This window comes from Planctomycetota bacterium (assembly GCA_016235865.1).
In the GTDB taxonomy this organism is placed as follows: domain Bacteria; phylum Planctomycetota; class MHYJ01; order JACQXL01; family JACQXL01; genus JACRIK01.
Genome location: JACRIK010000019.1, coordinates 61,024 through 78,420, shown reverse-complemented (window position 1 = coordinate 78,420; position 17,397 = coordinate 61,024). Strand labels below are relative to the sequence as shown.

Below are 17,397 nucleotides of genomic sequence, written 5' to 3'. Positions count from 1 at the left end.
ACATATGGTGCCTGGTATCCTTTTGATAATATTGCTAATGGGGTCTGTGGTTTCAACCGTCTCGGCTCAAACAGCAGATTCTGACCCATTTGATATTACACCAAGCACCGCCGTTTCATTAACCTGGGTAGCCGCGCCGAGCGAACCCATAACCGCCGGCACCAACTGGACAACCGTGACAGTTAGGATTACTGACCAGTATGGTAACACCAGAATTACTGACAACACTACTGTCATAACAGTAACCAGGGTAGCCGGTACAGGTTCGTTTGCCTCTGGTTATACTGCAACGGTAACGGCCGGGTTAGCCACCTTTAATGCCCTTAAGTATAATACGGCTGAGACCATCACTGTCAGGGCAATTGCGGCTGGTCTGGCTGACACTACAACCACCGGTAATCTCGTGGTCGGTTCGGCAACAGGGGGTAACTTAACATTTGTTGCCCAGCCGCAGACCATAACAGCCGGTAATACCTGGGCATCGGTTACTGTCAGGGTCGCAGACCAGTTTGATAACGATGTCCCGGGTGTGGATGTTTCTATCACCACAACTATTGGGACGTATATGTATGGCACCTTGACCCGGACCAGTGATGTTAATGGCATAGCCACATTTACATCAATAAGTATGACCTTAGCATCTACGACCGCCTGTGCTTTAAGCGCGTCAGCTGTAGCGTACACGACCATAACTTCAAACGTCTTTACTATTAGTTCGGCAGCAGTGTCCACCATAGCATTTGTCCCGGGCAATCAGCCGACTAATACAGTCGCTGGTGTTAGTATGGCACCATCAGTTTATGTTAGAGCATTGGATGTATACAGTAACTTAGTTCCGAATGTCGTGATTGATGTGATTGTTTCCCCGACGGCTGGTACCCTTCTCTATGGGACAAACCAGCAAAATACGACAACCGTCCGGCAAACTACTATTGCTGCTCCCGGGTCAACTTATGGGCTAGCAATCTTTGCCGATTTATCTATACGGTTGGTTGGTACAAACTATAGATTACGAGCCACGGTGGTACCTTAATAAGACAGGGTCCGGTATATCACAGCGCAGCGCATCCCGTGAGGGAAGGGCGAGGGCGGTGAGCCCATGACGGTTGCCGCCCATCGCCGCGGGATAAGTCCCTGTGAAAAATAAGGATGAAAATTATGAAGAAATTTAGTCATTGGGCATTAGGCATTGGATTAATCTGTATTTATCTGTGTTTAGCTGTGTTCATCTGTGGTTCCGCTTATTCCCAGACCGACTCTGACCCATTTGATATTACTCCGGGCCCACCGGCTCAATTAACGTTTGCTGTGCAGCCGTCTAACACCACGGTCGGCAACGGGTTTACGCCCTCCATTCAGGTAACAGTCCAGGACGCCTACGGCAACACGGTTACCTCTGCCACCAACAGCATCACCATCACTGGCACCGGATTAACCTTTGGCGGCACCAATCCGCGCAATGCGGTCGGCGGCATCGCCACCTTCTCTGATTTGACCGTGGGCGGCCCGGCCAATAATTATCAATTAGTTGCCTCTGCCTCCGGTCTTACTCCTATAAGCTCTACGCTCTTTGCTATTACCGGCTACGGCCCGGCCAATAACCTCGTCTTCTTCTCTCAGCCGACCACGACCGTGGACGGCTCGGCATTTAACCCGGTCGTTACAGTCCGTATCAGGGATGCCTATAATAATAATACCGCCGCATCCAACCCGGTATCGCTCACGGTCAGCGCCGGTGCCGCGTTAGGCGGGACCTACACTAATGTAGCCGCTTCAGCAGGGCTGGCTACATTCACCGCAGTTACAATAACCGGCCAGGTGGCCGCGACCTACACCTTAACAGCCGATTCTGACGGACTGACCCCAGCCACCTCAGGGACATTCGGAATCGCCTCGGCCGCTGGTCCGCCCGTTGTTACCACCACGGCCGCAACCACGGTTACGGCCACTTCAGCCATATTAAACGCCATCGTCAATCCCAATGGGATAGCCACCACGGCCTGGTTCCAGTATGGCATCTCGCCTACCTATACGATTTCTACCACGGCAACGGCCATCGGCTCAGGCACGGCTGATGTCGTAGTCAGCGCCACGGTCTTTGGCCTAATCGGCAACAATACGGTCTATAATTTCAGGGTCGCGGCCAGCAACACCGCCGGCACAACATTAGACACCAATCCACTGACCTTCACTACCTATGCCACGCGCTTTGCCTATACGGCAAATTATACTAATAATACTGTCTCTATGTACACTTTAGATGCGGGCACAGGCCAACTCCGTCATAACGGCTATATCGCCGCCGGGACAAATCCTTACTCTGTCACCGTTGACCCCTCAGGCCGGTTCTGCTATGTGGCAAATAACGGTTCTGCCAATGTCTCGGTCTATACGATTGACCAGACCACCGGGGTGCTGACGGCCGGCACACCCCCGACAGTGACTGCCGGGACAGGTTCTCGCGGTGTAACCGTTGACCCGTCCGGTCGCTTCTGCTATGTGGCAAATTACAGTTCCAACAATGTCTCGGTCTATACCATTAACCAGACCACCGGCGCATTGACCCCAGGCACACCCGTGACCGTGACTGCCGGGACAGGGCCGAACTTTGTAACCGTTGATCCGTCCGGCCGCTTCTGCTATGTGGCAAATTACGGTTCCAACAATGTCTCTCGTTATACTATAAATCAGACCACTGGCGCATTGAGCGCCACCGGCACCGTGGCCGCCGGGACAGGTCCTTTCACTGTAACCGTTGACCCTTCGGGGAGGTTTTGCTATGCGGCAAATTATCTCACCAATAATGTCTCTGTCTATACCATTAACCAGACGAATGGTGCATTGACTGCGGGCACAGCCGTGGCCGCTGGGACAGGTCCTCAAGAGGTCACCGTTGACCCTTCGGGGAGGTTCTGCTATGTGGCAAATTACGGTTCCAACAATGTCTCTCGTTATACTATAAATCAGACCACTGGCGCATTGACCTCCCAGGGCACCGTGGCCGCTGGGACAGGTCCTATCTCTGTAACCGTTGACCCGTCCGGCCGCTTCTGCTATGTGACAAATTACACCTCCAACACCATATCGGTCTATACCATTAACCAGACCACCGGGGCATTGACTAACGTATGGACCACCAGCGTCCGGAATGGGGTTTATTTTATCTCAATCGCCTCTGGATCCAACCCCATCACCTATGTCCCGCGCTTTGCCTATGCGGCAAATTACAACTCCAACAATGTCTCGGTCTATCAGATTGACCGGACCATCGGGGCATTGACCACAACAGCGCTGACTGCGACAGCCGGGACAAATCCTTGGTCTGTCACCGTTGACCCCTTGGGCCGTTTCTGCTATGTGGCAAATAGTGCCTCCGACAATGTCTCGGTCTATACCATTAACCAGACCACCGGCGCATTGACCTCTCAGGGCACAGTGGCCGCCGGGACAGGTCCTTACTCTGTCACCGTTGACCCTTCGGGGAGGTTCTGCTATGTGGCAAATTGGGGTTCCGACAATGTCTCGGTCTATCAGATTGACCGGACCACCGGGGCATTGACCACAACAGCGCTGACCGCGACGGTCGGGACAGATCCTTACTCTGTCACCGTTGACCCGTCCGGCCGCTTCTTCTATGGGGCAAATTTTACCTCCGTCTTTGTCTCGGTCTGTACCATCAACCAGACCACCGGCGCATTGACTTGGGTTGAAAACGAGTCCATCGCGGGAGGTTCTATCTCTGTAGCCGTTGACCCGTCCGGCCGTTTCTGCTATGTGGCAAATTATATTAACAACAATGTCTCGGTCTATACCATCAACGGGAGCACCGGGGCATTGACGGCCGGCACTGCCGTGGGAGCCGGGACAAATCCTTACTCTGTCACCGTTGACCCCTTGGGCCGTTTCTGCTATGTGGCAAATTGGGGTTCCAACAATGTCTCGGTCTATACCATAAATCAGACCAATGGCGCCCTGACCGCCGGCACACCAGTGGCCGCCGGGACAGGTCCTTACTCTGTCACCGTTGACTCGTCCGGCCGGTTCTGCTATGTGGCAAATCGGGATTCCAACAATGTCCAGAGATATACGATTAACCAGACGACCGGCGCATTGACTGACCAGGGCACAGTGGCTGCCGGGACAAATCCTTATTCTGTAACAACTACCGGGGTAATTGAGTAAAAAATAGTAGATAAGTAAATAAGTTGATAAGGTGTTCACTGCGCGGTCACTGTCCGCTTTCGGCGAGACCTCGTCTGCGGACGGTGTTCGCTACGCCCCAGCAGGGGCGCGCGGTCACTGCGGTGTTCCCGGAATAAAAATAGAAAGGATTATTTATGGGTAAACTGATATTATTAATTGGCCTGGTATTTCTAAATGGGGTTTTGACTTCCTGCGTAGCCGAAGCGCGAAGCCGCAGCGAAGTCCCGATTATTTTGGGGGAGTCCCGATTATTTCTGGGCGCTGCCGGCGGAGCGACAGCGGAGTCCCGCCCCAGCGGGGCAGGCAGGCGCGATAGCGAGCACCCACTGGACCGGAGCGAAATGATTACCAAGACCGCTTTGGCTTTGGCGTCTATGAAGATGCCGGATTTGTATGGCAAATACCTGGATACCAGGACTCTTGAGGTGATTGATTACGACGCAATGATGTCGCGCTTGAAGGATATCCAGGTGATTTACCTGGCAGAAGAGCACACAAATATGGCGCACCACCGCCTCCAGGCAGACGTGTTAAAAAGCCTCAGCGCCGGAAATCCCAAAACCGCTCTGGCAATGGAATTCCTCTATCGTTCGCAACAAGTATTTCTGGATGACTATTCTGCCGGCAAAGTATCCGATGCGGATTTTGATAAAGGGGTGGCGGATAAATTCAGTCCCGGATGGTATCCGATGTACAGTCCGATAATCCACTTTGCCCGGGCCAATAAACTTAAAATCCTGGGAATGAATGTGGAACGAGATATAAGGATGAAAATGGTTACGTCCGGTTGGGGCAGCCTTACTCCTGAAGAGCAGAAACTGGTCGCCAAAGATATTGATATGTCGAATCAGGCGCATCGGGCGTTATATGATAAGAATTCGGCCGGGATGAAAAATATGATGCAGGGTCCAATGGAGGAGCGGATGTATAAAAGTATGTGTGTCTGGGATGAAACCTTCGGCGAAACCATCGCCAATTATCTTAAGGAAAAGAATGATAAAAATATCCAGGTAATGGTGATTTTGGGTTCCGGACATGCGGCTTATAAATTTAATACGCCGGAGCGCTCATACAAAAGATTTCCGGTTCCTTTTAGAACTCTGGTGCCGTATACACTTAATGACAACCGGGGAAAAGAATCTGATTTCAGGAAACTACTCTCCGAAAATCCGCTTATCGGTGATTTTGTTTACTTCTCTCCGGTCACGACTCGGTAGTCGGGGGTCTAACTGCCCCTAATTCTCGGAGTTTATTCCCCGATGTAACTTCGGGGGCTCAATGGGCCGGTAAGAAAAGGAGGTGATTCGTTTACACTGAGCCGGGCGAATGTGTAGCTGGCCTGCCTGCGTCAAGGCCGCCTTAGAGAAATCAGGAATAGTGGAAGACAATAAATAGTTTTATTGAATAGAAAGGAAATTGTTGTGATAAATACGGCACTAAAGATTATGGCGCCCCCGCCGAAGCGGGATAAACTCCGCGCCATGCCTGTCCCCGCTTCGGCGGGGAGCGTCCTTATGGCGCTCACCGGTTCTATCTTGGCAACTTTACTGATAATTACAGCCGGATGTTCTCAAACCACCCGGAGTAGCGTACAACAACCAGAACCGACCCAGCCAACCGAGACGCTAAACTATGACTTCATAGACCGGGGCGCCACCTCCCAGGCAGAGATGGAAGAGGTCATGGGTTCGGTCCTGGCCGGATACCTGATAGTCAATGACGAACTCCGCAGAGACCGCGCCAGCGAACACCGCAGTGACCGCGAAGGCGAACCCGAAGGGGTCGCGCGCAGCGAATATCCCCGTTCAACACCGGTCAACTATCTCTATAGAGACAAATGTTTTTATTTCCCGCTGGTTACCGGAGCGCAACCGGTCATTTTCAAATCGCTCCAGGCCAATCCCAAGGTCTTTTTTGCGATTGACAAATATACCCAGTTGTATTGGTGGAGCGCTAATGTCTTCGGCATAGCCGAAGTAATCAAAGACACTGCTCAGGTGGCCAAGTGGCTTAAGGAATACGAGAAAGCCCTGGGTAAGGATGGTTTTAATTATCCGGCCCAAAAAGATATAGCCAATACAGTCATTGTCAAGATTACGCCCGAAACCATCACGGGCCGGAAGATGACCGACCCGGCGAACCCGAATTATGCCGCCCGCTTGCCCTGGATGACCCCGTCGCGCGGACCGGCTGATGATGGCGCGGAATCAAGGGACCTGCCGGTTCAGGTATCGGGCTCTACATTGGCTAAGGAAGTGTCGTTGGACGGAGTTGACCCCAAGGTGGTTGAATCAATCCTCAAGGGCGTGGGCGCCTGCAGGTTGAATATCATTGACGCCGAATATCCTTACTCCATCCCGATGAGCACGATGACCTACATCAACGGCAGGGTTATCCTGCACTCCAATAAAAAGGGCCAGAAGATGGATTTACTCCGGGCTAATCCCCGGGTCAGCCTGGATTTCCAATGGTTCTGGAACAATTCTAATTGGATAGCACTGAATTTAGAGGGGCATATAAATATCCTTGAGAAGCCGGAAGAGATGGCCAAGGCGCTGGGTATGGGCAATCCCCAGATGCTTGACCGGATGGCCCAGCGGATGGCCGTGCTGGAATTCGTGCCTGAAAAGATATCCGCCCGGCAGATGGAAATCATACCCCGGAGATGGTATCCCCAGATGCCCGGCGTCAAAACAAGATAACTTTATAAAAATAAAATAAGGAAAGGATTATACTATGTCAAAACGACATTATCGGCACATTAGCATTCTGGCGGTCTGGTTTCTAATCGGCTGTGCGTCACCCGCTACTCAGCCGGCACAATACGCTCAACCAATTCTGGCTGTTCCGGTTCCGGGAAATGCCGAATCTGTAAGTGAATTAGAGGTGGAGTTTAAAGGCCGGGTGGCAGAGGCCGAGGTGAAAAAGTTTATCGGCGCGACCGTCGCCGGTTACCTGACGGTCAATAACGGTGCGGCGCCGTTGACACAGCTCTGCCCTTATATGTATAAGAACGGACGGATTTACCTGAAGTCGTACAATCCGAACCTAAAGCAGGCGCTAAAGAATGATGACCGGGTAATATTCACGGTGGACAAGCACATTGATATTCCGGGCAGCCGGGCGCATGCCGTTGCCCCCACACCTACTTCATGGAGCACCGTTCATATCTTTGGTAATGCCCGGGCCATTGACGGAAATACCGCCGATAAATATAACATCCGGCACTGGAACGACCAGGTTAAAGATTCACCCGCCGATTATTTTGAGCTAACGCCTGATCTGGTTACCTCGCGCCGCATCGGCATGTCCGAGATACAAGCGCGGCATATACCGATGATGTTTGTTAATAAAGATGGCTTATTAGCCGGTGATGTTAACGATGTAGAATCAGAAACAGCTGAGTATGCTAATAAATTTATGGCTGTGCCAATAACCATGAATCCGGCGCTGCAGATTGCGGGTAATCTAAAAGCCGCGGAAGCCGTTCTTTACCGTTGTTGGGCCGGGCGGTTGAATACATCGGGTAAAGATGGACCATATTCGGTAGTGGTAAATCATACTTATCTTAACGGCAAGATATATATCCATACTCGCGGCGTGAACAGTTTGAAGATTGCCAATATAAATCATAACCAGAATGTAAATTTTACCACCGAGTGGTTCGGCAACAATATCAACTGGACCACGGTTCTGGTCCAGGGCAAAGCGCGGTTGATACAGCAAACCGAAACGGAATACGGACAGATTATGAGGACGATAATGAACCGGTTGTCCGAGTTCCCGGATGATACACCGCTGGCGACGCAGGAAACCACCGCGGCGCGCACGGGCGCCATTCTTATAGAAATCGTTCCTCAATACATAGAGTCGCAACGATTTGTTATTCCCCAGGATTGGTATCCGCGTATGCCGGCAGTGACAACTCGTAAGTAACTCTGGTTTGGTGATACCAGAGGGCTCCGATGACCACGCAGTAACCGCGACAGCGAACCCGAATGTACCGCCTCGAAAGCATTCGGTCGTTAGGGCGGGTGCCGGGATAAGTGGCTGATAACGCCCATTCGGGCTAACAGCGACTAAGAAAAGGAGGTGATGTAAGACCTGAGCAGTTGTGATTACAACCAGGCAGGTCATCAATAACTGCGGCAAGTTGATATACAACTGCGGTATGTGGACATGCAACTGCGGCAAGTTGATATACAACTGCGGTATGTGGACATGCAACTGCGGCAAGTGGACATGCAACTGCGGTATGTGGATATACAACTGCGGCAAGTGGACATGCAACTGCGGTATGTGGACATGCAACTGCGGTATGTGGATATACAACTGCGGCAAGTTGATATGCACCTGCGGTAAGTTGATATACAACTGCGGTAAGTTGATATACAACTGTGGCATGTGGACATGGGTCAAAATCACTTGAATGTGATATAACATCTATAATATATGGAGTTATAAGAAAGTGCCATGCTGAACTCGTTTCAGCATCCCATTAGACCCTGAACCAAGTTCAGGGTGACAGTCTTTTAACGGTTAGAGAAAGTGAGACACGACTATGGCAAAGGTAAAATTAGGCCTTTTTCGGATGCCGATTACGGTTAAGGGCGAACTGGCCATCCGGATTATTAATGCGATGACCGGGAATCCGAATTTCGTTACGCCCATTCCGTCCCTGGCCGATACTATGGCCGCCAAGACCGCCTTGCTGACCGCTTATAATAATGCGCTGACCCTGCGCCAGCAGGCCCAGGCCGCGACTGATTTGATGGCCGATAAGGAAAAGGTTTTTGACCGGACCTTGACCTCACTATCGCTCTATGTCGAGAGCGCCGCCGGCGGCGATGATGCCAAAATCCAATCCGCCGGAATGTCCGTCAAGGATGCAGGCGTGCCGGTTGGGCAACTGCTGCCGTCTTCGGCCCTGAGCGCCATGGCCGGTAATAATGACGGCGAGATTGACCTGAATTGGGAGCCGGTCCGGGGCGCAAAAAGTTACGTCATCCAGATGACCACTGACCCGAACGTGCCGGACAGCTGGGCGGATAAAGCCAAGGCCACTGAATCCTACGCCGCTATCCTGGGCCTGACCAGCGGAACTAAATACTGGTTCCGGGTGGCCGGCATCGGTGCGGCCGGACAGGGCGCATTCAGCGGGGCCGAATCCAAATACGCGCCGTAAACGCAGGAAAAGATGATAGATGAGAGAGAAGAGATGAGAGAAATACTTTCATCTATAATCTCTCATCTTTTCTCTTTCCTCCGAAGGATGATTTATGTCTCTCTTACCCAATGAAGTAACCACCATCACTATCGCCCCCGGAGCCGTGACCGGGCCGAAGATTTCGGCCGGCGCAGTAGGCAGTAGTCAGTTGGCAGTAGACAGTGTAATAACCGAGAAAATAAAGAGTGGGGCAGTGACCACCTTCAAAATCGGCGCATTGCAGGTCACCACCGGCAAATTAAAGGACGCCGCGGTGACCACGCCCAAGGTTGCGGACGGGGCCATCGTCACCAGTAAATTAGCAAACGGCGCCGTGACTACCGAAAAGATTGCCGATGCGTCGGTCAGCGCCGCGAAAATCAAGGACCTGGAGGTAAACACGCCCGACCTGCGGGACGGTTGTGTCACCGGGGCTAAAATCGCCGCCGGCGCAGTCAACGCCGCTAAAATCGGCGAACAGCAGGTGACTTCCTCTAAACTGGCGGACAACAGCGTCACCGGGTCAAAGATTGCCAATAACGCCGTCAGCACGGCCAAGATACTCGACCGGGCTATCACGTTGGAGAAACTGGCATTTACCCCGCCGGCTATTTCCCGGCCGATTACCCCGCCGGTTGCCACCGCCGAGATTGCCGATAGCGCGGTCAGCGGACCAAAGATTGCGGATAGCGCAGTGACTGCTTCAAAACTTGCTACGAACGCAGTTACCACGGCAAAGATAGCCAACCAGGCCGTGACCGGTGCTAAAATCAAGGACTACGATATTGGCTATACCCAAATCGCGTCTAACAGCATCAATCGCGAAAAGATTATTAACGGCGAGGTCATAACCGAGAAGATAGCAAATGGGGCAGTCACAGCGGAAAAATTAGCCCCGGGCATAGGCGGCGGGGATGTCCTGACTATGTTTCCGGTACCGGCGCTGGCCCTTGACCTGGGCGGGATTAACGCAACAACCCAACCGGCGACAGTGGATTTATCGGCAATCATTCCGCTCAACACCAAAGGGGTGATTGTCTCCATCGCCTGTATCACCCAGAGTTATGCCAACGGCGGAATGATGGCCTACATCTTTCGTCAGTTGGGCGCGGAATATGCCCTACAAGTCATGGCTCCGCCCGCTAACGCTCCGGGGGTATCTAACGGCGGCTCAGTCCTGATGCCGGTGGCGGCCGATAGGACGCTCCTGTGGCAGGCCTATGTGTCAGGAAACAACTCCACTGAGTTAGTGATTTACATATTGGGTTATGTGATGTAGGCCACAGATTGCACAGATTACACAGATTACGCCGATTATCTGGGGAATCTACAAAATCTGCGTTTATCTGCGTGCTATTTCCTTTTCCTGGTCTTCTGATTTCCTTCCCGTCTTTAATCTTTTTCTTGACTCAGATAAAAGGAGATGGTATTATCAAAAATCTTATTTTGAGACAGGAGCGAGTATTATATGACCAAGATTTTTGCCACGATTCCGGAGGTTATCAAAGACCTGCGCCGGGGTCGGATGATTGTCCTGGTGGATGACGAGGACCGCGAGAACGAGGGCGATTTGATGATGCTGGCCGAGAAGGTCACGCCGGATGCCATTAATTTCATGGCCAGATACGGCCGGGGTTTAATCTGCCTGACCCTGACCGATGAGAAAGCCGATAAGCTTAACCTGCCCCTGATGGTGCGCAATAATACCTCAAAGTTTGAAACGGCATTTACCGTTTCCATTGACGCCGGCAAGGGTATTGCCACCGGTATCTCGGCTTATGACCGGGCCAAGACCATTCTGGACGCTATCAAGGATAATGCTACCGGTGATGATTTTGTCAGGCCGGGCCATATATTCCCATTGCGGGCCAAGGCCGGCGGAGTGCTGGTCCGGGCCGGGCAGACCGAGGGCTCGGTTGACCTGGCTAAATTAGCCGGCGCCAAGCCCATCGGCGTAATCTGCGAGATAATGAATGAAGACGGCACCATGTCGCGTCTGCCGGAGTTAATCAAGTTCTGCAAGGAGCATAAACTGAAACTGGCCAGTAACGCCGAGATTATCAATTACCGCCGGATGAATGAGAAACTGATTCAGAATATCACCACGGCAAAACTGCCGACCAGATACGGCGATTTCAGGTTGCGGCTCTACCGGTCCCAGGTGGATGAATACCTGCATATGGCCCTGTGCCTGGGAGATATCGGTACCGGAAAGGTGCATAAGGAGCCGGTCCTGGTCCGGGTGCATTCGGAGTGCCTGACCGGGGATATCTTCGGCTCCTTGCGCTGCGATTGCGGAGACCAATTGCATCGGGCTATGGAGCTGATAGCCAAGGAGGGCAAGGGCGTGGTGCTGTATATGAGGCAGGAAGGCCGGGGCATTGGGCTGGAGAATAAGCTCAAGGCATACGCTTTGCAGGATGGCGGATTGGATACGGTTGAGGCCAATACCAAACTGGGATTCCCGGCTGATTTGCGGGATTATGGAATCGGAGCGCAGATTTTAGTTGACTTAGGCATCAGAAAGATTAAACTGCTGACCAATAATCCGCGCAAGGTCAGCGCCTTGGATGGTTACGGATTGGAAATCGTCAAGCGGGTGCCGATAGAAATTGCTTGCACCAAACACAGTAAAAGGTATCTTAGGACAAAGAAAGAGAAGATGGGGCATCTGATATAATGCGGAATGTAGAGTGTGGAATGCGGAATGAATAATGGAATTCCGTGTGCCGCATTTGTACAGAAGTAAGGAGTATAAGAATATTTGCTCCGACATGCGTCGGAGCGTAAGAGTCCGTAAGTCGCTTCGCTTCAACGGACTCTAACGGGGGCGTAGATCATTAGTGACTGTTAGCCCGCAGGGCGTTACAGTCACTTATCCCGGCTTTATGTCGGGAGTCGGTAGATGGTTTATTACGTTTATATATTAAGGAGTTTAAAAGACGGTAGTTTTTATGTCGGGCAAGCGCAGGATTTAGAGGAGCGATTGCAAAGACATAATAGCGGTAGAAGTAGATTTACGCGCGGTAAAAAGCCGTGGGTAATCGCATATTCCGAGGAATTCTTGACGCGAGAAGAAGCGATAAAACGAGAAGCGGAAATAAAAACCAAGAAGAATAGGGAGTATATTAAATATTTGCTCCGACGCGTGTCCCGCCAGAGCGGCGGGACGTAAGAACCTGTAACGCCCCCGACATTGCGTCGGTGGACTAACAGGTTCTAACGGGGGCGTAGCTCAGTCGGTAGAGCAACTGGTTTTTAATCAGTTGGTCGGGCGTTCGAGTCGCCCCGCCCTCATAAAATAAATGCGGAATGCAGAGTGATGAATGCGGAATGAATAATTAAATTCCGCACTCCACATTCGTCATTCCACATTGGGAAATCGCCCCGATCGTCTAGCCTGGTCTAGGACACAGGCTTTTCAAGCCTGCAGCATGGGTTCAAATCCCATTCGGGGTATTAAATTATAGACAACAGGATGTACCCGGTGCGCTTTAGCCCCCGGCTAAATGCTGACCGACCATTGCGTCGCAAAGGGAAACGGAGTAACAACCCCCTTAGTCCCCCTTAACAAAGGGGGAATTAAAGGGGGTTGTTCAATCCTGTTGTTAATATTATTTGGAATGCCTAAGATAATATTTTATTTGGTAATCGGGTTGTTGCTTCTTTCAGCCGGGTGCGTGGCCATTGATGAAGCCGGCATGGAAGGCCCGGGTCCGGATGCGCCATTCGGTCCGGCCTCGCTGGCCGGGATGTGGAAGGGCGAATCCAACTGGGACGGGACTGCCAGGGAGATAAGGGTGTTGGTTCGCAGGCCGATCATCGAGCGGATGGTCTCTCCGACCGGACAGGCCCCGGCCAAGACGGTAAAGGTATCTGGCGAAAGCAAGGAAGGAAAGGCCTCTGAATCGGTAAAGCCGGTTTGGGAACAGGTGAACGACCCGGGCCTGGTTTTCTGGGGCTGGGATATATTTTTCAAGGGCGAGGAAAAGATAAACTTTGTTAACCTCCAGTTTATTTTCAAGGAGGATGGGCCGGGCAAGTTAGCCGTGGTGTCCCAGTCCGGCGGGACCGGTAATGCCATATTTGTCCAGGAAAACGGAGAGAAACGGATTGAGCTGGCCTTGGCCCATCCGCTGTTAAAAGAAATAAAAGGACGTATTTTATATGAAGGAAACAAAATTAATGGTAGTTTCACTTTCTTAGGCAAAGAGGGTATATTTAAACTGGCCAAGGATAATTCTAAACCGGCAGAGAATCAACCGCCACCCCAACCTAAAGAATGAAAAGATTTATATTTGTTTTAGCCATGGTTACGACGGCTATTTTCGTCTGGAGTTGTTCCGCCCAGCCCATAGAGCAGAAGCCGGATGTGCCCAAGATACTCACCACTTTGCAGGATGATATCAATCAGGCGGTCAAGGCCGTAGAGCCGAGTTTGGCCTACGCGGAAATCGGCAGCGGACGCAATGTGTCCGGCATGACCGGATTGGTTATTTCATCATCCGGCGAGATTCTTCTGCCGGCCTATTTAAAAAAGGATTCCTATGACCGGGTTGAGGTCTGGCTGAATGATACCGGATATGAAGCATCGTTGGTCCAGTCGGACGAGCGGCTTCGGGTGAGTATTATGAAAATCCAGGTTGAGGCGCCGCTGACGCCGGTTAATTTCGCCAATGCCGATGCGGTCCAGACCGGGCAGTTTGTGCTGGGCGCGGTCAACGGCGGCAAGTCCAATGATTTCAAGGTGCTGGTGGACGTGGGATTTGTCAGGGGCCGGAATGACGACGGCGATTTTGACCAGATTCAGTGCCCGGGCCTGACCTCAAACCAGGGCGCGGTGATGCTGACCCTGGACGGCCGGGTTATCGCGGTCCAGTTGCGGGGCGCCGGAACATCCGAATACAGCCGGTCCCTGCCCCAGAACTGGGTGGTCAGTAATGAGGTGCAAAAGGGCATTGACAAGCTGACGGCCAAGGCCCAGCCGTCAACCGGGCCGGGTAGCAATGAGGAAAAAGATAAAGGCAAGCCCTGGCTGGGATTCGGCTGGGCGCCGATTAACGAGGATTACGCCGAGATGATTGGCCTGCCCAAAAAGGGAATTATCGTTAAATACACGGTCAAGAACAGCCCGATGGAACAGGCCGGGATAAAAGAGGGCGATTTGATTATCGAGGTTGATAACAAGCCGCTGACCAAGGTGGGCGCCAAGGCCCTGGAATCGCAGTTCGTCAAATACCTTGACCCTGAGGTGGGCAAGGAGGCAAATCTGAAGGTATTAAGAGGGGCTGATGTGATTCCGGTCAAGGTGAAGTTCGCCAAGAAGCCCGAATCCAAGGAGTTCCGGGCTGATGATATCGGCGTGGCGGTTCAGGATATTACGGATGTGGATTATTACGAAAGAGGGCTTTTTATCCGGGAAGGCGTGATAGTTGATAATATCCTGCCGGGCAGTCCGGCCGGGACGATATCGGGACGCAGCTATCTGATTAACCGGGACGACGTTATCATAGAATTAAATAAAACCCCGATTAAGAACGTAGACGATTTTATCAAGGCCGTGGAGGCCATCAGGCGTGATAAGGTGGCCATTGTCCTGGTGAAGACCTCCAACGGGATTTCCACCTCCTTTACGGCGCTTAACCTGAAGGGCAAAAAATGAACCCAGCCCCTCCTAAGATGTATTATGTTTATCTGCTAAAAAGCCAAAAAAGCAATTGGTTTTATGTCGGTTGTACCTCAGACCTAAAAAAGAGGTTGGAAGAACATAATTTAGGTAAATCATATTCTACCGGTAAATATCTTCCAGTTAGTTTAATATATTATGAAACATATATCTCAAAATCAGATGCCTATGAGCGGGAAAAACACCTAAAACAATACGGCAGTAGTTTACAGAAACTAAAAACACGACTTAAAGAAACATTAAGCGCATAACTTATGGGCGGAATGAAAGGAGGGGCTGGGTGAAGTATTTAATATATCTGATGGTTCTGGTTGCGATTTTGGCAACAGCAGATTCTTCTATTACATTAAGCCAGGATAGTAGCGAACACAGCAGTGACCGCGATAGCGAACCCAAAGGGACTCCCGCCGCGGGCGGGACAGCGCCTTCGGGTGTGCAGGAACCTGCGCCGGCCGAGCAAGGAAGTCGGGAAGGCCAGCCGGGCGATACCGACGCCAAGCCCGGGGAACTGGACGAGGCCGGGTCATCGCTCCTGAAGAAGATCGACCCGTCGGTAGTGACGATTCAGCACGAACTGGGCTTGGGCAGCGGTTATATCATCAGTTCGGACGGTTATATCCTGACCAACGGGCATGTGGTTTCGACCATGGAACGGGACAGCGAGGACCCCAGGGAGATTGCCAAGCTTATCAGCGTGGTATTGTCCGATGAGAAGAGTTATAAGGGAAAGGTAATCGGGCATTGCCTGGACCCGGATGTGGCGCTGGTCAAGATTGAGCCGGAGAATCCGCTGGTTCCGATAGAATTAGGCGATTCCGATTCGGTCCAGGCCGGACAGCGGGTCTATGCCTACGGTTCGCCGGGCGGGCTGAAACGCACCCTGACCGCCGGTATTTTAAGCAACATTGAACGGACTGATTTGGTGACATTTACCAAGGTATTCCAGACCGATGCGCCGATAAATCCGGGCAACAGCGGCGGGCCGCTGCTCAATGAAAAGGGCAATGTCATCGGGATGAATACCTACGGCGGAGGCCAAGAGGGCATCGGTTTTGCCATACCGATTAATGTGGTCAAGGTGTTAAAAGAGCATTTCCTGAAATACGGGAGATTCAAACGGGCTGATATCCCGTTCATTTTCAGCAATCAGCTGGATGACAACCTGGCCCAGGCATTGGGTGTAGCCAAAGGGTTGCTGGTCAGTTTTGTGGAAGAGGATTCATATATTTACCGAGCCGGGTTGCGGACCGGCGATGTTATCGTTGAGATTGATGACAAGGCGATTTCAGCCCGCACGCCGGCCGAGGCCAATGATGTCAATTGGAATATTGTCTGCCGTGAAATAGGCAGTCCCATCAAATTGAAGGTTATCAGGCCGTCGGACAAACATAGTGAGTGTATTATTGAAACCAAGATGGTGGAAGACGAGCCGGCCGTGGAATACGCCTACCAGTTGGGTGAAATCAAGGAGCTGAGATACGATGACTTGGGCCTGGGGGTAAAGCGAATAACCGCCCTGACCCAATATATTTATGGACTGCCGCACCGGAAGGGCGTGCGGGTGACCAGGGTTCAGCCCAATTCCTCATCCGCCCGGGCCGATCTCCAGATACGCGATATGATTACCAATATAAACAATGTCGCTGTCAATACCATTGATGATTTCCAGACGGAAATAGAGAAGTCATTAACCGAGCGGAAGAAATTTATTTCCCTGGTCATCCAGCGCGGGAACACCGTAATCCGGACGGCATTGAAGCCGTTCTATGACCTGGCGCCGGCCGGCAAGGCCAGAAAGAAGGTATTGGTTTGGTCTTCTTCTTCAGATACTGAATACTTGGGGATAATTATGAGATTTCTTATGACCAATGGCGCGGAATTTGTCGTTGTAAATGCTGCGAAAGACCAGGTTGTTAATCCTGATTCGTTATCCGGAATTGACGGCGTTATTTTGATGGGTGGTGAAAGTGTCAATGACAAAGGCGTTATCTCGGCCATCAAGTATTGCCTGGACAATAAAAAGGCCATCGGCGCCATTGGCGGCGCATCGGTGATACTAATCAATGCCGACGAGAGATTTATCTCCAAGAAAATAACCACGGCTGAAGAGTATTCCGCGGTTATGATGGCCAAGAAGGCCAATTATACCGGCGAATCGGTTCAGGCCGACGGACTGGTGGTCACCACCACCGGCTTTGACGACAAGTCCGTAAAAGCATTTCTGAATGCCTACAAAGGCGTACTGCGCAATATTGAATCGGCATCGAAATAATCCAAGATTCCACTTGACAAATTAATGTAA

Annotated in this window: 14 protein-coding genes and 2 tRNA genes; 14 read left to right on the top strand and 2 right to left on the bottom strand. The window is 51.6% G+C overall.

The window, feature by feature from the left end:
* Positions 1 to 66: 66 nt before the first annotated feature.
* Together HZA49_05845 and HZA49_05840 are read right to left on the bottom strand one after the other, a co-directional pair.
* Positions 67 to 237, bottom strand: a complete 171-nt coding sequence (locus HZA49_05845; protein MBI5778960.1) for a hypothetical protein — start codon at positions 235 to 237, stop codon at positions 67 to 69.
* A 42-nt stretch (positions 238 to 279) separates the two neighbouring features.
* The gene (locus tag HZA49_05840) at positions 280 to 735 is read right to left on the bottom strand and encodes a hypothetical protein (GenBank protein MBI5778959.1); all 456 of its coding nucleotides are present in this window, start codon (positions 733 to 735) and stop codon (positions 280 to 282) included.
* Positions 736 to 1,158: 423 nt separating this feature from the next.
* On the opposite strand from HZA49_05840, the gene HZA49_05835 reads away from it, so the two are divergent.
* The 14 genes from HZA49_05835 (at position 1,159) to HZA49_05770 (ending at position 17,367) form a co-directional block, all read left to right on the top strand.
* Complete coding sequence (locus tag HZA49_05835) at positions 1,159 to 4,182, top strand: beta-propeller fold lactonase family protein (protein ID MBI5778958.1); 3,024 nt, start codon at positions 1,159 to 1,161, stop codon at positions 4,180 to 4,182.
* Between the two features lie 155 nt (positions 4,183 to 4,337).
* Positions 4,338 to 5,420 (top strand): ChaN family lipoprotein, encoded by a 1,083-nt coding sequence (locus HZA49_05830; GenBank protein ID MBI5778957.1) that lies wholly within the window; start codon positions 4,338 to 4,340, stop codon positions 5,418 to 5,420.
* Positions 5,421 to 5,717: 297 nt separating this feature from the next.
* The gene (locus HZA49_05825; GenBank protein MBI5778956.1) at positions 5,718 to 6,905 is read left to right on the top strand and encodes a pyridoxamine 5'-phosphate oxidase family protein; all 1,188 of its coding nucleotides are present in this window, start codon (positions 5,718 to 5,720) and stop codon (positions 6,903 to 6,905) included.
* 34 nt (positions 6,906 to 6,939) lie between these two features.
* On the top strand, positions 6,940 to 8,139 hold the full coding sequence (locus HZA49_05820) for a pyridoxamine 5'-phosphate oxidase family protein (GenBank protein ID MBI5778955.1): 1,200 nt from the start codon (positions 6,940 to 6,942) through the stop codon (positions 8,137 to 8,139).
* Positions 8,140 to 8,764: 625 nt separating this feature from the next.
* On the top strand, positions 8,765 to 9,388 hold the full coding sequence (locus tag HZA49_05815; protein ID MBI5778954.1) for a fibronectin type III domain-containing protein: 624 nt from the start codon (positions 8,765 to 8,767) through the stop codon (positions 9,386 to 9,388).
* A 94-nt stretch (positions 9,389 to 9,482) separates the two neighbouring features.
* Positions 9,483 to 10,688 carry a hypothetical protein gene (locus HZA49_05810; GenBank protein MBI5778953.1) on the top strand — a complete coding sequence of 402 codons (1,206 nt, stop codon included), beginning with the start codon at positions 9,483 to 9,485 and terminating at the stop codon, positions 10,686 to 10,688.
* 198 nt (positions 10,689 to 10,886) lie between these two features.
* On the top strand, positions 10,887 to 12,089 hold the full coding sequence (locus HZA49_05805) for a bifunctional 3,4-dihydroxy-2-butanone-4-phosphate synthase/GTP cyclohydrolase II (protein MBI5778952.1): 1,203 nt from the start codon (positions 10,887 to 10,889) through the stop codon (positions 12,087 to 12,089).
* Between the two features lie 225 nt (positions 12,090 to 12,314).
* Positions 12,315 to 12,584, top strand: a complete 270-nt coding sequence (locus HZA49_05800) for a GIY-YIG nuclease family protein (GenBank protein ID MBI5778951.1) — start codon at positions 12,315 to 12,317, stop codon at positions 12,582 to 12,584.
* A gap of 49 nt (positions 12,585 to 12,633) precedes the next feature.
* Positions 12,634 to 12,706 (top strand) — tRNA-Lys (locus HZA49_05795).
* 87 nt (positions 12,707 to 12,793) lie between these two features.
* Positions 12,794 to 12,868 (top strand) — tRNA-Glu (locus HZA49_05790).
* Positions 12,869 to 13,032: 164 nt separating this feature from the next.
* Positions 13,033 to 13,695: a hypothetical protein gene (locus tag HZA49_05785; GenBank protein MBI5778950.1), complete on the top strand. Its 663-nt coding sequence runs from the start codon at positions 13,033 to 13,035 to the stop codon at positions 13,693 to 13,695.
* Positions 13,692 to 15,071 (top strand): PDZ domain-containing protein, encoded by a 1,380-nt coding sequence (locus HZA49_05780; GenBank protein ID MBI5778949.1) that lies wholly within the window; start codon positions 13,692 to 13,694, stop codon positions 15,069 to 15,071. Before HZA49_05785 ends, HZA49_05780 begins: the two co-directional genes overlap by 4 nt.
* Positions 15,072 to 15,088: 17 nt before the next feature.
* On the top strand, positions 15,089 to 15,346 hold the full coding sequence (locus HZA49_05775) for a GIY-YIG nuclease family protein (protein MBI5778948.1): 258 nt from the start codon (positions 15,089 to 15,091) through the stop codon (positions 15,344 to 15,346).
* Positions 15,347 to 15,375: 29 nt separating this feature from the next.
* Positions 15,376 to 17,367, top strand: coding sequence for a trypsin-like peptidase domain-containing protein (locus HZA49_05770; protein MBI5778947.1), 1,992 nt, complete (start codon positions 15,376 to 15,378; stop codon positions 17,365 to 17,367).
* The last annotated feature ends 30 nt before the right edge of the window (positions 17,368 to 17,397 follow it).

Excerpts from the sequence above, each read along its gene's own strand:
- HZA49_05810 (MBI5778953.1), top strand. The coding sequence starts at position 9,483 with ATGTCTCTCTTACCCAATGAAGTAACCACCATCACTATCGCCCCCGGA.
- HZA49_05840 (MBI5778959.1), bottom strand. The coding sequence starts at position 735 with ATGGTGGACACTGCTGCCGAACTAATAGTAAAGACGTTTGAAGTTATG.
- HZA49_05775 (MBI5778948.1), top strand. The coding sequence starts at position 15,089 with ATGTATTATGTTTATCTGCTAAAAAGCCAAAAAAGCAATTGGTTTTAT.
- HZA49_05815 (MBI5778954.1), top strand. The coding sequence starts at position 8,765 with ATGGCAAAGGTAAAATTAGGCCTTTTTCGGATGCCGATTACGGTTAAG.
- HZA49_05780 (MBI5778949.1), top strand. The coding sequence starts at position 13,692 with ATGAAAAGATTTATATTTGTTTTAGCCATGGTTACGACGGCTATTTTC.
- HZA49_05800 (MBI5778951.1), top strand. The coding sequence starts at position 12,315 with ATGGTTTATTACGTTTATATATTAAGGAGTTTAAAAGACGGTAGTTTT.
- HZA49_05785 (MBI5778950.1), top strand. The coding sequence starts at position 13,033 with ATGCCTAAGATAATATTTTATTTGGTAATCGGGTTGTTGCTTCTTTCA.
- HZA49_05845 (MBI5778960.1), bottom strand. The coding sequence starts at position 237 with ATGACAGTAGTGTTGTCAGTAATTCTGGTGTTACCATACTGGTCAGTA.
- HZA49_05820 (MBI5778955.1), top strand. The coding sequence starts at position 6,940 with ATGTCAAAACGACATTATCGGCACATTAGCATTCTGGCGGTCTGGTTT.
- HZA49_05835 (MBI5778958.1), top strand. The coding sequence starts at position 1,159 with ATGAAGAAATTTAGTCATTGGGCATTAGGCATTGGATTAATCTGTATT.
- HZA49_05825 (MBI5778956.1), top strand. The coding sequence starts at position 5,718 with ATGGCGCTCACCGGTTCTATCTTGGCAACTTTACTGATAATTACAGCC.
- HZA49_05830 (MBI5778957.1), top strand. The coding sequence starts at position 4,338 with ATGGGTAAACTGATATTATTAATTGGCCTGGTATTTCTAAATGGGGTT.